This window comes from Streptomyces sp. NPDC007983 (genome assembly GCF_042958345.1).
Taxonomy (GTDB): domain Bacteria; phylum Actinomycetota; class Actinomycetes; order Streptomycetales; family Streptomycetaceae; genus Streptomyces.
On sequence record NZ_JBIBJI010000014.1, the window covers coordinates 1 to 18746 of the forward strand.

Consider the following 18746-nt stretch of genomic DNA (forward strand, 5'->3'; position numbering starts at 1 on the left):
GGTCCGGAGCTGGACGCCGAGTACTGGTTCACCAACCTCCGTCGCACCGTCGAGCTGGAGAGCGCCGTACGCCGACTCCTCGACGAGGGCTTCGGCGCGTTCATCGAGTCCAGCGCCCACCCCGTGCTGGCGATGGGCGTGCAGGAGACGGCCGAGGACGCGGGCCGTCAGGCTGCCGCGATCGGTTCGCTGCGCCGTGACGAGGGCGGCTTCGACCGCTTCTGGACGTCCCTCGGCGAGGCATGGACCCGTGGCGTCCAGGTCGACTGGGAGGCGGTGTACGACGGCACCGGCGCGCAGCGCGTCGAGCTGCCCACGTACGCCTTCCAGCACGAGCGCTACTGGATCGAGGTGCCGCTCTCGGTGGGCGACGTCGCCTCCGCCGGGCTCGGCGCCGCCGGGCATCCCCTCCTCGGCGCGGCCGTCGAACTCCCGGACTCCGACGGCTTGCTGCTCACCGGGCGGCTGTCCCTGCAGTCCCACCCCTGGCTCGCCGACCACGCCGTGTCCGGCACGGTGCTGCTGCCGGGAACGGCCTTCGTGGAGCTGGCGATCCGGGCCGGTGACCAGGTCGGCCGCGGTGTGCTGGAGGAGCTGACCCTTGAGGCGCCGCTGATCCTGCCCGAGCGTGGCGGGGTCCAGCTGCGGTTGACCGTCGGCGCCCCCGACGCGGAGGGGCGCCGGACGCTGGAGGTGTACTCCCGCCCGGAGCCCGCCGCCGACGCCGCCGACGCCGCCGACCGGGGTGACGCTTCCGGCCGGCCCTGGAGCCGTAACGCGAGCGGTGTGCTCGCGGCCGGAACACCGGGTGAGCCCGCCGAGGGCCTGTCCGTCTGGCCGCCCGCCGACGCGGTCGCGCTCGACGTGGACGACCTGTACGAGCGGTTCGCGGCGGGCGGCTTCGGCTACGGTCCGGCGTTCCAGGGGCTGACGGCCGCTTGGCGGCGCGGCGAGGAGGTGTTCGCCGAACTCCGCCTGCCGGGGAAGCAGCACACCGACGCGGCGCTGTTCGGACTCCACCCGGCGCTGCTGGACTCCGCGCTGCACGGCGTGGCGCTCGGCGACTTCCTGGGCGCGGAGGCCGAGGGCGTACGCCTGCCGTTCTCCTGGAGCGGTGTCACCCTCCACGCGGCGGGCGCCACGGCGCTGCGCGTACGGATCGCACCGGCCGGGCCGGACGCGGTGGCCCTGACGGTCGCGGACGAGAACGGCGGCGCGGTCGCGTCGGTGGACTCCCTGGTGCTGCGGCGCGTCGCGCCGGAGCAGCTGCGCGCGGCCCAGGTGACGTACCACGACTCGCTGTTCCGGCTGGAGTGGGCGCCGGTGCCGACGCCCTCGGCGGCCCCCGCGGCCACCCGCTGGGCCGTGGTCGGCCAGCAGGCCGCGAGCAACGGCACGGACGCCTTCGGGCTCGTCACCGCGCTTGAGTCCACCGGCGCCGAATGCGCCGTCTTCCCCGACCTGGCCGAGCTGGCGGCCGTGGTGGCCGGGGGCGGCCCCCGGCCTGACGTGGTCCTTCTCCCGCTCACCGGCCCCGCCGGGAGCGGTGGCGCCCATCTGGCGGAGGGCGCTCGGCTGGCCGCGCACGCGGCGCTGGAGAGCGCGCAGGCGTGGCTCGCGGAGGAGGTCTTCGCCGGGGTGCGGCTGGCGTTCGTCACCCGGAGGGCGGTCGCCACGTCCCCGGACGCCGAGGTGTTCGGCCTGGTGCACGCGCCCGTATGGGGTCTGATCCGCACCGCCCAGACCGAGAACCCGGACCGGTTCCTGCTGCTCGACCTGGACCACGACGAGACCTCGGCCGACGCGCTCGTGGCGGCCGTCGCGAGCGGTGAGCCGCAGCTCGCCGTCCGCGAGGGCGCCCTCCACGCCCCCCGCCTGGCCAGGGTCGCCACCGATCCGAAGCCCGAGGAGACGCTGCCGGAATTCGACCCGGACGGCACGGTCCTCATCACCGGCGCCACCGGTGTCCTCGGCGGGCAGCTCGCCCGCCATCTGGTGGCCGAGCGCGGCGTACGGCATCTGCTGCTGGCCAGCCGCCGCGGACAGCGGGCCGAGGGCATGCCGGAGCTGGCCGCCGAACTCACCGGGCAGGGAGCCACGGTGAGCGTCGCGGCGTGCGACGTGGCCGACCGTGAGGCGCTGGCGCGGGTGCTGGCCGAGGTGGACCCGGCACATCCGCTGACCGCCGTCGTGCACACCGCCGGTGTGCTGGACGACGGGCTGATGTCCGCGCTCACCCCGGACCGGATCGACACGGTCCTCCGGCCGAAGTTGGACGCGGCGCACCATCTGCACGAGCTGACGAGCGATCTCGACCTCACGGCGTTCGTGCTGTTCTCCTCCGCCGCCGGCACCTTCGGCGCGCCGGGGCAGGCCAACTACGCGGCCGCCAACGTCTTCCTGGACGCCCTCGCCGCGCACCGCCGCGCCGCCGGGCTGCCCGCGCTCTCGCTGGCCTGGGGCCTGTGGGAGCAGCGCAGCGCGATGACCGGCGACATGGCGGACGCGGATGTGCGGCGCATGGCCCGCTCCGGGATGGCGCCGCTGTCCTCGCGGGACGGCCTGGAGCTGTTCGACGCGGCGTGCGCGGTCGGCGGTGAGGCGGTGCTCGTACCGCTCCACCTGGACACCGCGCCGCTGCGGGAGCAGGCCGCCGAGGGGGCGCTGCCCGCCGTGTTCCGCGGCTTGGTCCGCACCCCGGCCCGGCGGCGTACCGCCTCCGGCGCACCGGCCGACGCCGGTGGCCCGTCGCTGGCGCGGCGGCTGGCCGGGCTGGGCGCGGCGGAGCGGGAGAACGTCCTGCTGGAGGTGGTCCGTACGCAGGCCGCCGCCGTCCTCGGCTTCGCGGACGCGGACGCCGTGGGCGCCACCCGCGGCTTCCTGGAGCTGGGCTTCGACTCGCTCACCGCGGTCGAACTGCGCAACCGGATCAACGCCGCCAGCGGGCTGCGGCTGCCCCCGACACTGCTCTTCGACCACCCGACGCCCGCGCAGGTGGCCCGGCAGCTGCTGGAGGCCCTGGCGCCCGAGGTGGCCGCCGAAGGCGGTACGAGCACACCGCACGACGACGCGTCGGTCGCGGAGCCGTCGGACGTGTTCGGCGCGATGATGCGGGAGGCCGGACAGCTGGGCCGGCAGGAGGAGTTCACGCGGCTGCTGATGGACGTCTCCCGGTTCCGGCCCTCGTTCGGCAGCGCCGCGGAGCTGCGCAAGGCGCCCGCGCTGGTGCGGCTGTCGCGCGGTGAGACGCGGCCCGCCGTGGTGTGCTTCTCCTCGATCCTGTCGATCGGCGGCCCGCACCAGTACGCCCGGTTCGCCGCCGGATTCCGCGGCGAGCAGGACGTCTGGGCGCTGGGCAACCCCGGTTTCGTCGCCGGGGAGCGGCTTCCGGCGAACCCGGAGGCGGTGATCGAGGCGCAGGCCGAGGCGGTGCTGCGGCAGACCGACGGGGCGCCGTTCGTGCTGCTGGGGCACTCCTCGGGCGGTGTGCTGGCGCACGAGGTGGCCACGCGGCTGGAGTCCACCGGGGTGTTCCCGGAGGCGGTCGTCCTGCTGGACATCTACTCGCACGACCGGGACGCGGCCGTGGGCCTCCAGCCGGGGCTGAGCGCCGGGGTGGACGAGCGGAGCGCGAGCCATGTGCCGGTGGACGACACCCGGCTGCTGGCCATGGGCGCGTACTTCCGGCTGTTCGGCGAGTGGCGGCCCACCGAGGTCAAGACGCCGACGCTGCTGGTCCGGGCCGGGGAACGGCTCTTCGACTGGTCCCGCGACGGCGACTGGCGGTCGTACTGGGAGCTGCCGCACACCGCGATCGACGTGCCGGGCAACCACTTCACGATGATGGAGGAGCACGCCGGTACGACGGCGCGGGCCGTCCGGGACTGGCTGTCCGGCTGACGGGCGCGTACGCAAAGGGGCCGGGCCCCGCACCCTGGAGGGGGTGCGGGGCCCGGCCCCTTTCTCAGTACAGAGTGGTCAGCGCTTGCGCGGCGGGCGCTGCCGCTTGCCCGGGCCCACCGTCACCACCTCGAAGTTGGACTTGGTGCGGTCCAGCCGGTGGAAGAGGTTGTCGGGGCCGGTGATGTACATCGTGGACACCCCGGCCCCCTTCAGCGCGTCCACGACCTTGGGCCAGTGGATCGGCAGGTCGAACGTGTCCAGCAGCATCGTGCGCAGCTCATCGGCCGTCGTCACCAGGGAGCCGTCCTGGTCGGTGACCACGGGCAGCTTCGGGTCGTGGATCTCGTACCGCGGCAGGATCTCCTCCGCGGCCCGGCGCCGCAGCTCGGCGAAGGCGGGCGCGTGCACGGCCGGGACCATGGTGTACATGGAGTACCCGCCTGCCCGGCTGATGCTCTGCTTGAAGCCGTCCAGCTCCTTCTCGCGCAGCGACACCATGAAGAAGCCGTCGTCGAGATAGCCGGAGTAGTCGTACCACTCGCCGCGCTCGCCCAGCTCGTCGAGGATCCCGGTCAGCTTCTCCTGCGGGGTGCGCACGAAGGTGTGGGTCACCGCGTCCTGGTACTCCTCCGTGAAGTACGCGCGCTCACAGCGCGCCAGCTCCGCGGTGAGCCGCACCACCTCGGGGAAGGGGAGCGAACCGACGTACGCCGCGGCCGCCTTCTGCCCGAAGCTGGGCCCGACGCACAGGTCCGGGACGAGCCCGTGCTCCTGCTCGGCCCGGTCCGCCGACGCCATCGAGTTGACCAGGAAGGCGATCTGGGTCGCCTCGGAGTAGTCGTCCTCCGAGTCGCGGAGCTGGTCGAAGACCGAGTAGCCGAGGGCTTCGTCGGCCTCGGCCAGCCGCTTCCGGGCGAACGGGTCGAGCGTGAGGAACCTGCCCACCTCGGCGAAGCTGGAGGGTCCCATGCCCGGGAAAACGATGACTTTCTTCGTCTGCTCGGATGCCGTCATGCTGTCGTGCCTTCGTTCTCGGTACGGTCGGCGCTCAGTCCTGCGCCCGCTTGTTGAAGCCGCGGATGCCGATGAACCCGTAGATCAGGATGGAGGCCGCGATGGCGGAGAAGCAGATCCACAGCGGGATCGACTCCGGTGTCTTGGGCCCGGGGGTCAGCAGCAGCCCGCGCATGGCCTCGGTGATGTAGGTCAGCGGGTTGAAGGTGCACAGGACCTGGAACCAGCGGACGCCGTCCAGGCTCCGCCACGGGAACTGCGTGGCCCCGGTGAACATGATCGGGGTGAGCGTCATGGCGAAGACGATGGAGATGTGGCGCGCGGGCGCCAGGGTGCCCAGGGTGAGGCCGACGGCGCCGCCGACCAGGCCGCCGAGGCTGAGGATGCCCAGCGTCTCCGGCATCTTCGACAGCGGCCAGGAGACGTCGTCCAGCAGCGCCAGACCGATCGGGATCATGACCAGGGAGCCGATCAGACCGCGCATCGCGCCGAAGACCGCCTTCTCCACCGCGACCAGGGAGACCGGGATGGGGGCGAGCAGCCGGTCCTCGATCTCCTTGGTCCAGGAGAAGTCGATGGCCAGCGGCAGCGCGGTGTTCTGGAGGGCCACCAGGAAGCTGTTCAGCGCCACCACACCGGGCAGCAGCACCTGCTGGAACCCGGGCTGGGTGAAGCCGATCTCGCCGAGCACCTTGCCGAAGACGAACAGCATGAAGAACGGCTCCACGATGACCTGGCCCAGGAACGGACCGATCTCGCGGCCGGTGACGAAGACGTCCCGCCACAGGATGAAGAAGAACGTCCGCCACCGGTTGGCGCGCCGCCGGTGACGGCCGCCGGACCCCTTCGCGGACCTCGCGGGCACGATCTCCGTGGAGGGCCCGGAGTGCTGCTCCGGCACGGCGACGGTGGCCGACGCGGCGGTGGCCGGGGCGGGAGCGGGCTCCCGTACGGCGACGGCCCCGGCCGGAGCGGGTGCCGGAGCGGGGGCGGGGGCCGCGGCGGGCGTGGGGACCGGAGCCGGTGCCTTCGCGGCGGCCGCGGGACCGTTGGGACCTGTGGGCCCGGTCCGCTTGCCGGAGCCCTGCGCGCCCGGCTTGGGCGGTGTGACGGTCAGGGTCAGGGTGTCGCCGATGTCGCTCTTCCCGGCGCCGCGCTTGCCGCCCCCGCTCTTCTCGGAGACCACCGTGCCGTCGATCACCGTGCCCGCACCGGGTCGGCGGTCGACGCGCGGGTGCTCGCCGTCCTGGCGGCCGGTGGACGTGTCTCCCGCGGCCTTGCCGCCGGAGTTCGCCTCTCCGTCGGGCGTGGGTCGTGTGGAGGTGGTCATCGCAGCTCTTTCCCTGTCAGCTCGACGAAGACGTCTTCCAGGCTCGCCTGGCTCACGCTCAGGTCCTTGATCTCGCAGCCGGCGTCGGTCAGGACCTTGAGGCAGGTGGGAAGGAGCACCGAGGAGGGGGCATCGCTGTAGACCTTCATCCGGGCGCTGCCGTCGCTGCCCTCCGCGGCCCCGCCGCCGAGGATGGACTCGACCAGGTCCTTGTCGTCCTGCTGGATCACCTCGACCCGCTCGACCACACCGAGGCCGCGCACCGTGCCGAGCACCCCGTCGAGCCCGCTGGGCGGCGGCTGCACCGTGACCGACAGCGCGGTGTTGCTGAGCCTGCTCGTCAGCGCCTCCGGGGTGTCCAGGGCGAGCAGCCTGCCGTGGTCCACGATCCCGATCCGGTCACACAGCTTGGCCGCCTCGTCCATGTCGTGCGTGGTGATGACCACGGTGACGCCGCGCAGCTTGAGTTCGGCGACCCGGTCGCGCACGAACAGCTGCGACTGCGGGTCCAGGCCGGTGGCCGGTTCGTCGAGGAACAGCACCCGGGGGCGGTGCATCAGGGCCCGCGCGATCATCACGCGCTGCGCCTGGCCGCCGGACACCTGGTCCGCCCGGGCCTTCGCATGGTCGCCCAGGCCCACCCACTCCAGGCTCTCGTCCGCCAGCCGGTTGCGCTCGCCGCGGGACAGACCGTGGTAACCGGCGTGGAAGGTGAGGTTCTGACGGATGGTCAGGGACCGGTCGAGGTTGTTGCGCTGCGGGACGACGGCGAAGGACTGCCGTGCCACCGCGGGCTTCGCCACCACATCGACGCCCTGTACGAACGCACGTCCGCCGCTGGGAGCGACCCGGGTGGTCAGGATCCCGATCGTGGTGGTCTTGCCCGCCCCGTTGGGACCGAGGAACCCGAAGACCTCGCCATGGTTGACGGTGAAGCTGAGATCGTCGACCGCCGGGGCGGGCCGACCCGGATACTGCTTGACCAAGCCGTCGACAACGACGGCGAAATCAATAGGACGTGTTGTGTTCATCGCTGTCGTCGCACCGATTTAATTGGCTTATGGAGAACATGCTTTCGCCATGTCTAACACGGCTGCTTGACTCCCGGTCGGAGCCCGCCCGTACGTTAGGGGGTAGGGGGAGAAGTCAGGGGGCATAAGGGGGTCCCCGGTTGTGCCCCACGCCACCTATGGATGCCGTGGTACCCCGCAAATAACACGTACACCGGATAGCGGTTGCTAGGGGTTGTGACCACCACAGCGGCGCCATAACCTCACGGAGTCAGCGCCTCGATCGAACATGGTCGACACGCCCCATCCGTGCACTCGTGCCCGGCCCCCTCAGTGCAATCGCGGGGATGTACTCCTTGAGTCAGGTCAAGCCCGATGATGTGGGCCTTATTCGGATATTGCAAACGGAAACTCCCAGCAGTTTCCGGCTGATCTGCTTCCCGGAGTCCGCCCACTCCACCGCGTACTACCTCTCCCTGTCCGAACTCCTGCTGCCCACCGTGGAGGTCCTAGCGATCCAATACCCCCTCCACAGCGGCGCGGAGGACGGCGAGGACGGTGAGGACGGTGAGCGGCTGACCGACTCCCCGGAGCTGGTCGACCGGATCTTCGGTGCGCTGGGCGAGTGGATGGACCGCCCGATCGCCTTCTTCGGCCACCGGGCCGGGGCCGACCTCGCGTACCGCGTGGCCGAGCGCCTGGAGCGGGAGACCGGGACGCCGCTGCTGACCCTGTTCGTATCCGGCCGGACCGCGCACTGGGGCATGGCCCTGGGCCCGCCGGCCCTCGGCTGCCGCATCGTCGCCCTCGCCGGTGAGGGCGACCCCAAGACCCCGCTGCGCGGCGTACGGGCCTGGCGGCGGCGCACGAGCGGACGGTTCGACCTCGAGGTGTTTCCCGGCTCCCGCGGCTACCTCGATTCGAGCCGCAGAGAGGTCGTGAACCTGGTGCACGACCAGCTGCTCTCGCAAGTCCCCGTCGACGCCGAGTGGGAGATCGGCGCCGAAGACAAGGGCGCCTAGGCACCCCACGCCCGCGGCTGCCCGTACTCCTCAGGCACTCCTCAGGGAAAAGGAAAGAGTACGTTCGATGACCGCGAAGATCTACGCGCTCGACTCGGTGCAGACCCTTGCCGACTTCGAGCTGGACGCCATCCGCGTCGCCGATGTGATCCGCGAGCACGGGGTCGCCCCGGGTGACCGCGTCATCCTCAAGGCGGGCAACTCCGCCGCCTACGTGAGCGTGTTGTTCGCCCTCATGCACCTCGGCGCCTCCATCGTCCTGATCGACCAGCAGGAGCACCCGGACGAGACCCGGCGGATAGCCCGGCGCACCGGCGCCGGGATCGCCTTCGTCGACGACGACTCCCCGATCCACGACGACGCCCGTGCGGTGAACCTCTACGAGCTGATCGCCCCGGCCGCCGGACGCCCGCTCAGCGCGCATGAGCTGAACTTCGACGCCTGGGCCGACCGGCAGGACGGCCTCATCATGTGGACGTCCGGCTCCACCGGCGAGCCCAAGGGCGCCGTCAAGTCCGGCCGCAAGTTCCTGACCAACCTGGAGCGCAACGCCGCCCAGGTGGGGCACCGGGAGGACGACGTCCTGCTCCCGCTGCTGCCCTTCGCCCACCAGTACGGGCTGTCCATGGTGCTCATCGCCTGGCTCACCCGCTGCTCCCTGGTGATCGCCCCCTACAAGCGCCTCGACCGCGCCGTGCAGATGGCCGGACGGACCGGCGCGACCGTGCTCGACGCCACCCCCTCCAGCTACCGCACCATGCTCAACCTGGTCGGGCGGAAGCCCTCGCTGCGGGCGCGGCTGGAGCAGGTCCGCATGTTCTGCTCGGGCGCGGCACCGCTCGACGGCGCGCTCTCCGACGGCTACGTCGCCGAGTTCGGACTGCCGCTGCTGGACAGCTACGGCAGCACCGAGCTGGGCAACATCGCCTTCGCCACCCTGGAGAACCCGGTCTCCTGCGGCCGCGCCATGGACGGCATCAAGCTGCGCGTCATCGACGAGTCCGGCGTCCCGGCCGCCCCCGGACAGGCCGGTGAGATCGAGGTCGACACCCCGGACGCGCTGGAGGGCCACCTCGCCGAGGACGGCACCATCGACGCCATGCCGACCGGCTGGCACGCCACCGGCGACCTCGGCTACCTCGACGAGGACGACAACCTCTTCGTCCTGGGCCGGAAGTTCGCGGTGCACCGCTACGGCTACCTGCTCTACCCCGAGCTGGTCGAGCGCAAGGCCGCCGTCGCCCGGATCTCCACCCGGATCGTGCCGCTCCCCGACGAGCGCCGCCGCGGCGATGTGCAGCTGGTCTTCTTCGTCGAGGACGACGAGCGGCGGGACGCCAAGTACTGGCGCGAGCGGCTGTGCGAGGTGCTGCCGGTCTACGAGCAGCCCAACCGGGTCGAGGTGCTGGACGCCTTCCCGCTCAACCGCAACGGCAAGCCGGACAAGCGCCGCCTGGAAGAGATCGCGCGAGGCTAGCGGCACGCACGGCAAGCGCGACAAGGGGGCCGGTGCTCAGCACCGGCCGCCTTGCCGTTCCAGGCGAACCCCTAGTCGTACGGCAGCTCTACGGGCGCCAGGTCGTGGAAGCGGTCGCCCGGGCCCGGGTTGGCCGGGTGCGTGGCGCCGCCCAGGTGGTTGAGCACCCCCCACACCGCGTTGAGCGCCGTGGTCACCGCCCCCTCCGCGAATCCGGCCGTCCAGGAGACATCGTCCCCGCACAGGAAGAAGCCGCGCTGCTCCGGCGCCATGTCCTCCTGCATGAACTGGGTGAACAGCCGCCGCTGGTAGCGGTAGTGGCCGGGCAGGTTGGACTTGAACGCGCCCATGAAGCGCGGCTCGGTCTCCCAGGTGACGGCCAGCGGCCCCGCGACGATGTGGGAGCGGATGTCGACGTCCGGGTAGATCGCGCCCAGCTGGCTCAGCAGCCGCTCCAGCCGGTCCTCGGCCGAGAGGGTGGCGACCTTCAGCGAGTCGTCGTTCCAGGTGTACGACAGGCACATCACCCCGGGCCGGTCGGGCCCGTCGTCGAACAGATAGACCCCGCGCGGCATCCGGTCGGTGAGCGTCATGCTCATCACGTCCTGGCCGGTCGCCGGGTCGGTGTCCCGCCAGAACGGCCGGTCGACCAGGACGAACAGCTTGGAGGCGCCCATGTAGTGGGTCCGCTCGACCGCCGTCCACAGCGGAGTGGGAAGCAGCGCCGGGTCGCAGTCGATCCGGTTCAGCAGGGTCCAGACGTGCGGGCTGAAGACCACCGCGGGGAACTCGCGCTCCCCGCCGCTCTCGTCCCGTACCCGGACGCCGTCCCCGGCCCGCCGCAGCCGGGTGACCGCCGGTCGCGGCCGGCCGCCGTGCAGCGACGCCAGCGAGGTGCCCGCCGGCCAGTGGGCGGGCGCGGCCGGGGCGTGCTCCCACAGGCCGCGCGGCAGCTGCTGGGAGCCGCCGACGATGCCGACCTGGTGGTCGTCGGCGTCGGTGACCACGACGCGCAGGATCTCCAGCACCGAGTTGGGGAAGTCGGTGTCCCAGCCGCCGGTGCCGAAGCCGACCTGGCCGAAGATCTCCCGGTGGCGGAACGACTGGAAGGTGGGGGAGGTGGCGAGGAAGCCGTAGAAGGACTGGTCGTCGAACTCCCTGACCAGCCGGTCCCAGACGGCCTTCAGCGTGGCGGTGTCCCGCCGCTGGATGGCGTCCCGCACGGTGGACAGCTCGGCCCGCTCCTGGAGCGCCTTCTCCCAGGCGTCGGCGACCTCCTGGTAGACGGACGGCAGGTCGTCGGGGGTACGGGCCCGGCGGCGCCCGCCGTTCAGGTCGATCAAGGTGCTCGGGGTGGACGGCGCCAGGGGGTTGGGGAAGGGCCGGGTGGCCAGTCCGAGCGTGCCGATGTAGTGGAACAGCGCGGTCGCGGAGACGGGGAAGCGCATGGCGCCCATTTCCGCCACATGATCCGGATTCCCGGGAAAGGGCGTGGAACGCATCCGGCCGCCCAATTGCTCCGCTTCGTAGACGACCGGACGCAGTCCCAGGCGCAGAAGTTCATACGCCGCCGTCATCCCGGACATTCCACCGCCGATGACCGCGACTTCGGTGCCGTGCCGTTCGCTCGGCACCGCGCCCAGACCGGCTGGATGGGTCAGCCAGCTGTCGTACGAAAAGGGAAAGTCCGGTACCAGCATCGTCAGGGGAGACGCGGGCGCAGACGTCATGGAAACAACCTCTTGGGGCCGTGCGGAATCGCGGGGATATCAGGTATCGCTGGAATATCGGGCATCGCTGGAGAATCAGGCGGTATGGGCGACGTCGAAATCGAGGCTCGCGGGCAGATCGCGCCGCTGACTGATGTTGATCTTCCTGTAGACCCGGGTGAGGTGCTGCTCCACCGTGGAGATCGTGATGTAGAGCTTGGCGGCGATCTCCCGGTTGGTGTAGCCCGAGGCCGCGAGGGCGGCCACCCGGCTCTCGGCGTCGGAGAGTTCGGAGAACGTGGTGGTGTCCTCGCCGGTGCGGGCCGCCTCCGACAGGGCCGAGCGGCCGGGGGTGCGCTGCAGTGAACGCGACAGCTCCTCGGCGCCGCACCCGTCGGCGAGCCGCAGCGCGCGCCGGGTCATCAGCCGGCTGGTGTCCAGTTCGCCGAGGTGCTTGTGGGTCTCCGCGAGATCGGCCAGCGCCCGCGCCATCTCGTACCAGCCGCCGGTCTCCTGGAGCACCGAGACGGCCTGCTGGAGCAGGGCGGGCCGCTCGCCCACCGGCCGGGTGGCGGCCAGCAGGCGCAGCGCGGCGCCGCGGGCGCGGGAGGGCGTGTCGCCGGTCAGCTCCAGCTGCTCCTTGGCCAGCCGCGCGGCCCGGTCCTGGCTGCCGAGGGTCAGCCAGGTCTCGGCGGCGCCGAGCCGCCAGGGCAGCATGGCGGACGAGTCCAGGCCCCAGGCGGCCATCTTCTCGCCGCAGGCCCGGAAGCCGGTGAGGGCGGCGTGCTGGCGCCCGGTGGCCAGCTGGTGGCAGGCGCGCGCGTACAGGTAGTGGAGTCCGTACCGGCTCTGGAACATCTCCTCCGGCACCGGCCGCGCCAGGATCTCGGCTGCGGTGTCATGGTGGCCCATCGCGGTGTGCGCGTCGACCAGCACCGCGAGCGGCAGGCCGACGGCGACCCCCCAGCCGCGGGCGGGAAGCTCCTCCAGCGCCCGCTCCGCGTAGCGCGTCGCGTCCGGCAGCCGGCCGGCCCGTAGCGCGATCTGGGCCCGCAGGGCGTGGAAGCCGGCCAGCATTCCCTTGGCGCCGCGCCGCTCGCACTGCTCGATCAACTGGTCGCACCAGGTGGTGGCGGCGGCGAGCCGGTCCGCGTAGATGAGGACCTGCAGCGCGGCGTGCACCGTCGGCATGGTCGTGTCGCCGAGCCGGGTGGTCTCCAGCACCCGCTCCACGGCCTGTACGGCGCGGTCGCAGGCGCCGTGGCACAGCACCGTCCGCAGCGCCTTGCTCGCGGTGAGCCGGGGCGACTCGGGGGTCTGCTCGCCGGCCCGGGGGCCGTCAGGCTCGGCCCGCTCCACGAAGGTCCGCAGCTCGGGGGAGCCGGGGAAGGTGGTGGCCAGCGCGAGATCGATGGTGCGCAGCGTGGTGTCGAGTTCCGAGCCGGGGCGCGCGTCCCGGCCGATCCGGCCGAGCGCGGCGGCGGCCTCGGCCGTCCGGCCGAGCATCAGCAGCCGGAGGAGGACCGGGATGGCGTACTCCGGCGGCAGCTGCCCGCTGCTCGCGGGCCCGGCCAGCGACTGGAGGCGGCGCAGCTGGGAGAGCGGGTTGAACGGCCACATGGCTTCCACCATCGTGACCTGGAGGATCAGCGTCTCCTGCTCGTCGGTGGTACATCGGTGGGCCATCTGCAGGCAGTTGACGGCCAGTTCCATGCGGTCGGCGGCGACGGCGTGCCGGGCGGCGTCGCGCAGCGTCGCGGGGATCCACTCCTCGACCGGCTCGGCCGGTTCGTGGTGGAGCAGATGACCGGCCACGTCGATGGGGTCGGCGCCCTCCTCGTGCAGCAGCCGCGCGGCCCGGTGGTGCAGGGTGCCGAGTTCGTCCGCGGGCAGGTCGTCCAGCAGGACGGTGCGCACCTCGTCGCTCCTGAAGTGCGCGTCGTACAGGATGCCGACCTCGGTGAGCGCCGCGAGGGCCTGCCGAACCTGGCGCTCCTCGACCGCGACGAGCTTGCTCAGCAGGGGGACGGACGAGGCGTCGCCCAGCAGGGCCGTGCCCTGCGCGACCCGGTGGTGGACCGGCCCGCCGCGGTAGACGCAGGACAGCGCCGCCTGCCGGAACAGCTCGCCGGGTGCCGGGGTGCCGGTGCCGGGCGTGGTGTCGAAAGGGTCGCAGGTGAGCCGGGAGAACCGGTCGTCCAGCAGGCCGCGCAGCAGCAGGAGGTTGCCGCCGGTCAGTTCGTGGAACGCGGCGGCGTGCCGCCCGGCCTCCGCGGGGCCCAGTTCCTCGGTCAGCAGGGTGGTGACGCCCGCGACGGTGAGCGGGGCGAGCCGTACGTGGCCCACGTTCGGCCGGTGCAGCAGTTCGTCCAGGGCCGGGGTGGCGGCCCCGGTCAGCGATCCGCGGGTCATCACGACGGACAGCGCCTCGGAGCGGCAGCGGCGGATGCCGTAGGCGAGGGCGCGCAGGGACGGCAGATCGGCGTACTGGACGTCGTCGATGGCGATCAGCAGCGGTGCGTCGGCGGTCAGTTCGTCCAGGTCCCGGTGGAAGGCCTGGAGCAGCGGCAGGTCGGCCTGGTGGGGGCCGTGCGGGCTGTGCGGCGTGCCGAGGCCCGGCCGGGGGCGGTCGTCCTGATGGCGGGCGGGCATGCCCTGGTAGAGCTGCTCGATGACGGCGTACGGGAATTCCTGCTCGAAGGCGGAGGCCACCGCGTTCAGCACCCGGACGCCACGCGCTCCCGCCGTGTCCGTCACCTGGTGCAGAAGTGCGGTCTTTCCGGAGGCCACCGCACCGCTGATGACAGCGAGCCGGCTTCCTTCGCGGGCGCCGCCGAACAGGAGCCGCATGAGCCGGTCTGTCTCCTGGTCGCGCTCCACCAACACTTAAGAAACACCTTCCCCGAATTCAACTTCTGCACAGGGGTGGTGAAAGCAACGCGCCGTGCGGTGCACGGCGTGCATTGCTTTATCCCCCGATGTGGAAATGTCTTGCCGCTGGGTGCGCCCCCGTTCCTTTCCCTTATCGCACCCGCTGCGGCGGTGTGGACGCGCCGCGTCGTCGCGTCGCTGTGGTCGTCCGCCCGGACGGCTCGCGGGTCAATCCCCAACCCCCCGCCGATGGGCTGCCGGATGGGAACTGTAGCAGTGCTGTTGGTACGAAAAGATGACGGAGGTGCCCCGCGTGATTACGTTCGATTACGGTCGTTCCTGTCGCCCGGGGTTGTGAAGCTGGGGCGTACATCTAGGTTTGCGCCCCCTCGCAGGTAGAGGCGGGGTGACCTGGGGTAACGTTGTTCGAGGATGTGAAGGTTGCGCGAAGGTGCGGGGGAGTTCGTGCTCGACTCACGCCCCACGGTGTCCCGTTGTGCGTGTTTCAACTAAGTGGACACCGCGCAGGGTCCGACCGCGCCGATGGTGTCCAATGGAGTTCGACCGAACGGGAGGAAAGTACGCGTGGTCAACCAGAACTTGACGTTCATCGTCGGGACCGGCCGATGTGGCTCGACGGCCATGTCTCAGGTCGTCAATCTTCACCCGGACGTGCTGAGTATCAGTGAATTGTTCGCCAGCATTCCCAACCCCGAACTGCTGAGCGAGGCTCCCCTGAGCGGACCGGAGTTCTGGGGGTATCTCCGTCGTCCCAATCCGGTGACCAACAGCATGATCAAGAATGGGGCGACGACACCCGAGTTCCTCTACCCCAGACTGTCCAGGCGGCGGTACGACGCCGAGACCACCGGCATCCCCGCCATCAGCGTCATGGTCCTGCCGCATCTGACCGATGACCCCGACGCCCTCCTGGACGAGCTGGAGCCCTTGGTCACGGCCTGGCCCACCCGCGCCCCGGCGGACCACTGGCGGGCCCTGTTCGCCACCCTCGCCGCCCGGTTCGGCAACCCCGGCGCCGTCGTGGAGCGGACCGGCCTGTCCATCGGCCGGGTGCCGGAGATGCGCCGGTGCTTCCCCGATGCGCGCTACCTCCACCTCTACCGCGAGGGCCCGGACTGCGCCGTCTCCATGAGCCGCCACTACAGCTTCCGCATGATTCCGCTGCTGAGGGAGATGGCGGACCGCTGCGGCCTGGACTCCCCGCACCTGCTGACCCCGGCGCACGCGGCCCAGCTCCCGCCCGACCTCGCCCCGCTGCTGACCGAGCGGTACGACCCCGCCCTGGTGACCGAACGCCACATCCCGCTCGCCGCGTTCGGCACCCTGTGGTCCGAGACGATCATCGACGGTCTGGCGAAGCTGGAAGAGGTCCCGGCCTCCCAGCGCACCGCGATGTCCTTCGAGACCCTGCTGGACGAGCCGGAGAAGGAACTGATCCGGCTCGCCGAATTCATCGGTGTGGAACCGCTCCCGGCCTGGCTGGACGCGGCGACCGCACTGCTCGACAGCGGCCGGCGCGGCAACGCGCTGAAGCTGCCCGAGGAGGAGCGGGCCGCGCTGCTCGATGCCTGCGCCCCGGGGACGAAGGCCCTGGCCACCCACCCGTGACACACGTGTCGCCCGGCAACGGCCCCGCCGGAGGCCGCTGCCGGGCGCGTGTCCCTTCTCCCTGTGAGACCCGGCTTCTCAACGAGCCCCGTGGCCGCCGTTCTTGAGGCTCGCTCGCAGGAACTCCCGGTTCATGGTCGAGATCGACTGGAGCGGGATGCCCTTCGGGCAGGCCACCGCGCACTCACCGGTGTTGGTGCAGCCGCCGAAGCCCTCCTCGTCCATCGTGCCGACCATGTCCAGCACCCGGGACTCGCGCTCGGGCTGCCCCTGCGGCAGCACGTTCAGATGCGTCACCTTCGCCGAGGTGAACAGCATCGCCGAACCGTTGGGGCAGGCCGCCACGCACGCCCCGCACCCGATGCACTCCGCGTGTTCGAACGCGGTGTCCGCGACCGGCTTCGGCACGGGCGTGGCATGCGCGTCCGGGGCGCTCCCGGTCGGGGCGGAGATGAAACCACCCGATCCGATGATCCGGTCGAACGCCGACCGGTCCACCACCAGATCCTTGACGACCGGGAAGGCTGCGGCGCGCCACGGCTCCACGTCGATGGTGTCGCCGTCGTGGAAGTGCCGCATGTGCAGCTGACAGGTGGTGGTGCGCTCCGGGCCGTGCGCCTGCCCGTTGATCACCATGCCGCACGCCCCGCAGATGCCCTCGCGGCAGTCGTGGTCGAACGCGACGGGCTCCTCCCCGCGCAGGGTCAGCCGCTCGTTGAGCGTGTCGAGCATTTCCAGGAAGGACATCTCGGGCGAGATGCCCTCGATCTCGTAGGCGGTCATGGCGCCCGGCTGCTCGGGGCCGCGCTGGCGCCAGATCCGCAGGGTGAGCCTCATGCGTAACTCCGCTGGGTGGGGTGGACGTTGGCGAAGACCAGGTCCTCGCGGTGCAGCACGGGAGCGTTGCCCGTGCCACGGAACTGCCAGGCCGCCACGTACGAGAACGCCTCGTCGTCGCGGGCCGCCTCGCCGTCCGGGGTCTGGCTCTCCTCGCGGAAGTGGCCGCCGCAGGACTCGGTGCGGTGCAGCGCGTCCAGGCACATCAGCTCGGCCAGTTCCAGATAGTCGACGATCCGGTTCGCCTTCTCCAGCGACTGGTTCAGCTGCTCGCCACTGCCCGGCACCTTGATCCGCCGCCAGAACTCCTCGCGCAGCGCCGGGATGCGGTCCAGCGCCTTGCGCAGCCCGGTCTCGGTGCGGGCCATGCCGCACTCGTCCCACAGCAGCTCGCCCAGCTCCCGGTGGAACGAGTCGGGGGTGCGATCGCCGTCGTTCTCCAGCAGCCGCCGCAGCCGGTCGGTCACCGACACCACGGCCTCGTTCACGGCCGGATGGGCCGGGTCGACCTCGTCGTGCGGATGGCGGGCGAGATAGTCGTTGATGGTGGCCGGGAGGACGAAGTAGCCGTCGGCCAGGCCCTGCATCAGGGCGGAGGCGCCGAGCCGGTTGGCGCCGTGGTCGGAGAAGTTGGCCTCGCCGATCGCGAACAGCCCGGGCACCGTGGTCTGCAGGTCGTAGTCGACCCACAGTCCGCCCATCGTGTAGTGGATGGCGGGGTAGATGCGCATCGGCACCTCGTACGGGTTCTCCGCCGTGATCAGCTGGTACATCTCGAAGAGGTTGCCGTACTTCTCCTCGACCGCGGCCCGGCCCATCCGGCCGATGGCGTCCGCGAAGTCCAGGTAGACGCCCTGCCCGCCGGGGCCCACCCCGCGCCCCTCGTCGCATACGTTCTTCGCGGCCCGGGAGGCGATGTCGCGCGGCACCAGATTGCCGAACGCCGGGTAGACGCGCTCCAGGTAGTAGTCGCGCTCGTCCTCGGGGATCTCGGCGGGCGGGCGCGTGTCGCCCTTCGCCTTCGGCACCCAGATGCGGCCGTCGTTGCGCAGCGACTCGCTCATCAGCGTCAGCTTGGACTGATGGTCGCCGGAGCGCGGGATGCACGTGGGGTGGATCTGGGTGAAGCAGGGGTTGGCGAAGTACGCGCCGCGCCGGTGGGCCCGCCAGATCGCGGTGGCGTTGGAGTTCTTGGCGTTGGTGGAGAGGTAGAAGACATTGCCGTAGCCGCCGGAGGCCAGCACCACGGCGTCCGCGAAGTGGGTGGAGATCCGGCCGGTGAGCAGATCGCGGGCCACGATGCCGCGGGCCCGCCCGCCGACCACGATCAGGTCGAGCATCTCGGTGCGCGCGTGCATCTCCACGTTCCCGGCGGCGATCTGACGGCTGAGCGCCTGATACGCGCCGAGCAGCAGCTGCTGACCGGTCTGGCCGCGGGCGTAGAAGGTACGGGAGACCTGGACGCCGCCGAACGAGCGGGTGTCCAGCAGACCGCCGTACTCACGGGCGAACGGCACGCCCTGCGCCACGCACTGGTCGATGATCTCCACCGACACCTGGGCGAGCCGGTGGACGTTCGATTCGCGGGCGCGGAAGTCGCCGCCCTTGACGGTGTCGTAGAAGAGGCGGCGGACGGAGTCGCCGTCGTTGCGGTAGTTCTTGGCGGCGTTGATCCCGCCCTGGGCGGCGATGGAGTGCGCCCGGCGCGGCGAGTCCTGGTAGCAGAACTGCACCACGTGGTAGCCCTGCTCGGCCAGCGTCGCCCCGGCCGCCCCACCCGCCAGCCCCGTACCGACCACGATGACCGTGTACTTGCGGCGGTTGGCCGGGTTGACCAGCTTCGCCTCGAAGCGGCGGCGGTCCCAGCGCTGCTCCACGGGTCCGTCCGGGGCCTTGGTGTCGGCGATCGGCTCACCGGTCGCATAGTCCGTGTACGCGTTCATC

At 71.5% G+C, this 18746-nt stretch carries 11 protein-coding genes; 4 read left to right on the forward strand and 7 right to left on the reverse strand.

What is annotated here, in order from left to right; genetic code table 11:
- The coding region (locus ACFZCY_RS32525) for an SDR family NAD(P)-dependent oxidoreductase (protein ID WP_391181348.1) at positions 1–3900 on the forward strand (3900 nt) is incomplete at its 5' end.
- A gap of 78 nt (positions 3901–3978) precedes the next feature.
- Here the strand turns inward: ACFZCY_RS32525 and ACFZCY_RS32530 are convergent.
- From ACFZCY_RS32530 to ACFZCY_RS32540, 3 genes are read right to left on the reverse strand one after another with little or no spacing between them, the layout of a single operon-like run.
- Positions 3979–4917 (reverse strand): ACP S-malonyltransferase, encoded by a 939-nt coding sequence (locus ACFZCY_RS32530; protein ID WP_391181351.1) that lies wholly within the window; start codon positions 4915–4917, stop codon positions 3979–3981.
- Between the two features lie 34 nt (positions 4918–4951).
- Positions 4952–6247 (reverse strand): ABC transporter permease, encoded by a 1296-nt coding sequence (locus tag ACFZCY_RS32535; protein WP_391181354.1) that lies wholly within the window; start codon positions 6245–6247, stop codon positions 4952–4954.
- A complete protein-coding gene (locus tag ACFZCY_RS32540) occupies positions 6244–7278 on the reverse strand; it encodes an ATP-binding cassette domain-containing protein (RefSeq protein ID WP_391181357.1) in 1035 nt (344 codons plus the stop codon). Before ACFZCY_RS32540 ends, ACFZCY_RS32535 begins: the two co-directional genes overlap by 4 nt.
- Positions 7279–7655: 377 nt before the next feature.
- On the opposite strand from ACFZCY_RS32540, the gene ACFZCY_RS32545 reads away from it, so the two are divergent.
- Positions 7656–8279, forward strand: coding sequence for a thioesterase domain-containing protein (locus tag ACFZCY_RS32545; RefSeq protein WP_391181359.1), 624 nt, complete (start codon positions 7656–7658; stop codon positions 8277–8279).
- A gap of 67 nt (positions 8280–8346) precedes the next feature.
- Positions 8347–9756 (forward strand): AMP-binding protein, encoded by a 1410-nt coding sequence (locus ACFZCY_RS32550; protein ID WP_391181361.1) that lies wholly within the window; start codon positions 8347–8349, stop codon positions 9754–9756.
- A 71-nt stretch (positions 9757–9827) separates the two neighbouring features.
- On the opposite strand, the gene ACFZCY_RS32555 is transcribed toward ACFZCY_RS32550, so the two are convergent.
- Together ACFZCY_RS32555 and ACFZCY_RS32560 are read right to left on the reverse strand one after the other, a co-directional pair.
- Positions 9828–11486 (reverse strand): FAD-dependent oxidoreductase, encoded by a 1659-nt coding sequence (locus ACFZCY_RS32555; protein ID WP_391181363.1) that lies wholly within the window; start codon positions 11484–11486, stop codon positions 9828–9830.
- 75 nt (positions 11487–11561) lie between these two features.
- Positions 11562–14351 carry an AAA family ATPase gene (locus ACFZCY_RS32560; RefSeq protein WP_391181366.1) on the reverse strand — a complete coding sequence of 930 codons (2790 nt, stop codon included), beginning with the start codon at positions 14349–14351 and terminating at the stop codon, positions 11562–11564.
- A gap of 627 nt (positions 14352–14978) precedes the next feature.
- On the opposite strand from ACFZCY_RS32560, the gene ACFZCY_RS32565 reads away from it, so the two are divergent.
- On the forward strand, positions 14979–15965 hold the full coding sequence (locus ACFZCY_RS32565) for a sulfotransferase (protein WP_391181369.1): 987 nt from the start codon (positions 14979–14981) through the stop codon (positions 15963–15965).
- 78 nt (positions 15966–16043) lie between these two features.
- Here ACFZCY_RS32565 and ACFZCY_RS32570 read toward each other — a convergent pair whose 3' ends face one another.
- On the reverse strand, positions 16044–16802 hold the full coding sequence (locus ACFZCY_RS32570; RefSeq protein ID WP_391181372.1) for a succinate dehydrogenase/fumarate reductase iron-sulfur subunit: 759 nt from the start codon (positions 16800–16802) through the stop codon (positions 16044–16046).
- The gene (locus tag ACFZCY_RS32575) at positions 16799–18745 is read right to left on the reverse strand and encodes a fumarate reductase/succinate dehydrogenase flavoprotein subunit (RefSeq protein ID WP_391181375.1); all 1947 of its coding nucleotides are present in this window, start codon (positions 18743–18745) and stop codon (positions 16799–16801) included. Before ACFZCY_RS32575 ends, ACFZCY_RS32570 begins: the two co-directional genes overlap by 4 nt.
- Between the last annotated feature and the right edge of the window lies 1 nt (position 18746).

What these genes read in the sequence shown, in the direction of transcription:
- ACFZCY_RS32535 (WP_391181354.1), bottom strand. Translation starts at nt 6,247, where the DNA reads ATGACCACCTCCACACGACCCACGCCCGACGGAGAGGCGAACTCCGGC.
- ACFZCY_RS32565 (WP_391181369.1), top strand. Translation starts at nt 14,979, where the DNA reads ATGTCTCAGGTCGTCAATCTTCACCCGGACGTGCTGAGTATCAGTGAA.
- ACFZCY_RS32555 (WP_391181363.1), bottom strand. Translation starts at nt 11,486, where the DNA reads ATGACGTCTGCGCCCGCGTCTCCCCTGACGATGCTGGTACCGGACTTT.
- ACFZCY_RS32570 (WP_391181372.1), bottom strand. Translation starts at nt 16,802, where the DNA reads ATGAGGCTCACCCTGCGGATCTGGCGCCAGCGCGGCCCCGAGCAGCCG.
- ACFZCY_RS32530 (WP_391181351.1), bottom strand. Translation starts at nt 4,917, where the DNA reads ATGACGGCATCCGAGCAGACGAAGAAAGTCATCGTTTTCCCGGGCATG.
- ACFZCY_RS32575 (WP_391181375.1), bottom strand. Translation starts at nt 18,745, where the DNA reads ATGAACGCGTACACGGACTATGCGACCGGTGAGCCGATCGCCGACACC.
- ACFZCY_RS32540 (WP_391181357.1), bottom strand. Translation starts at nt 7,278, where the DNA reads ATGAACACAACACGTCCTATTGATTTCGCCGTCGTTGTCGACGGCTTG.
- ACFZCY_RS32550 (WP_391181361.1), top strand. Translation starts at nt 8,347, where the DNA reads ATGACCGCGAAGATCTACGCGCTCGACTCGGTGCAGACCCTTGCCGAC.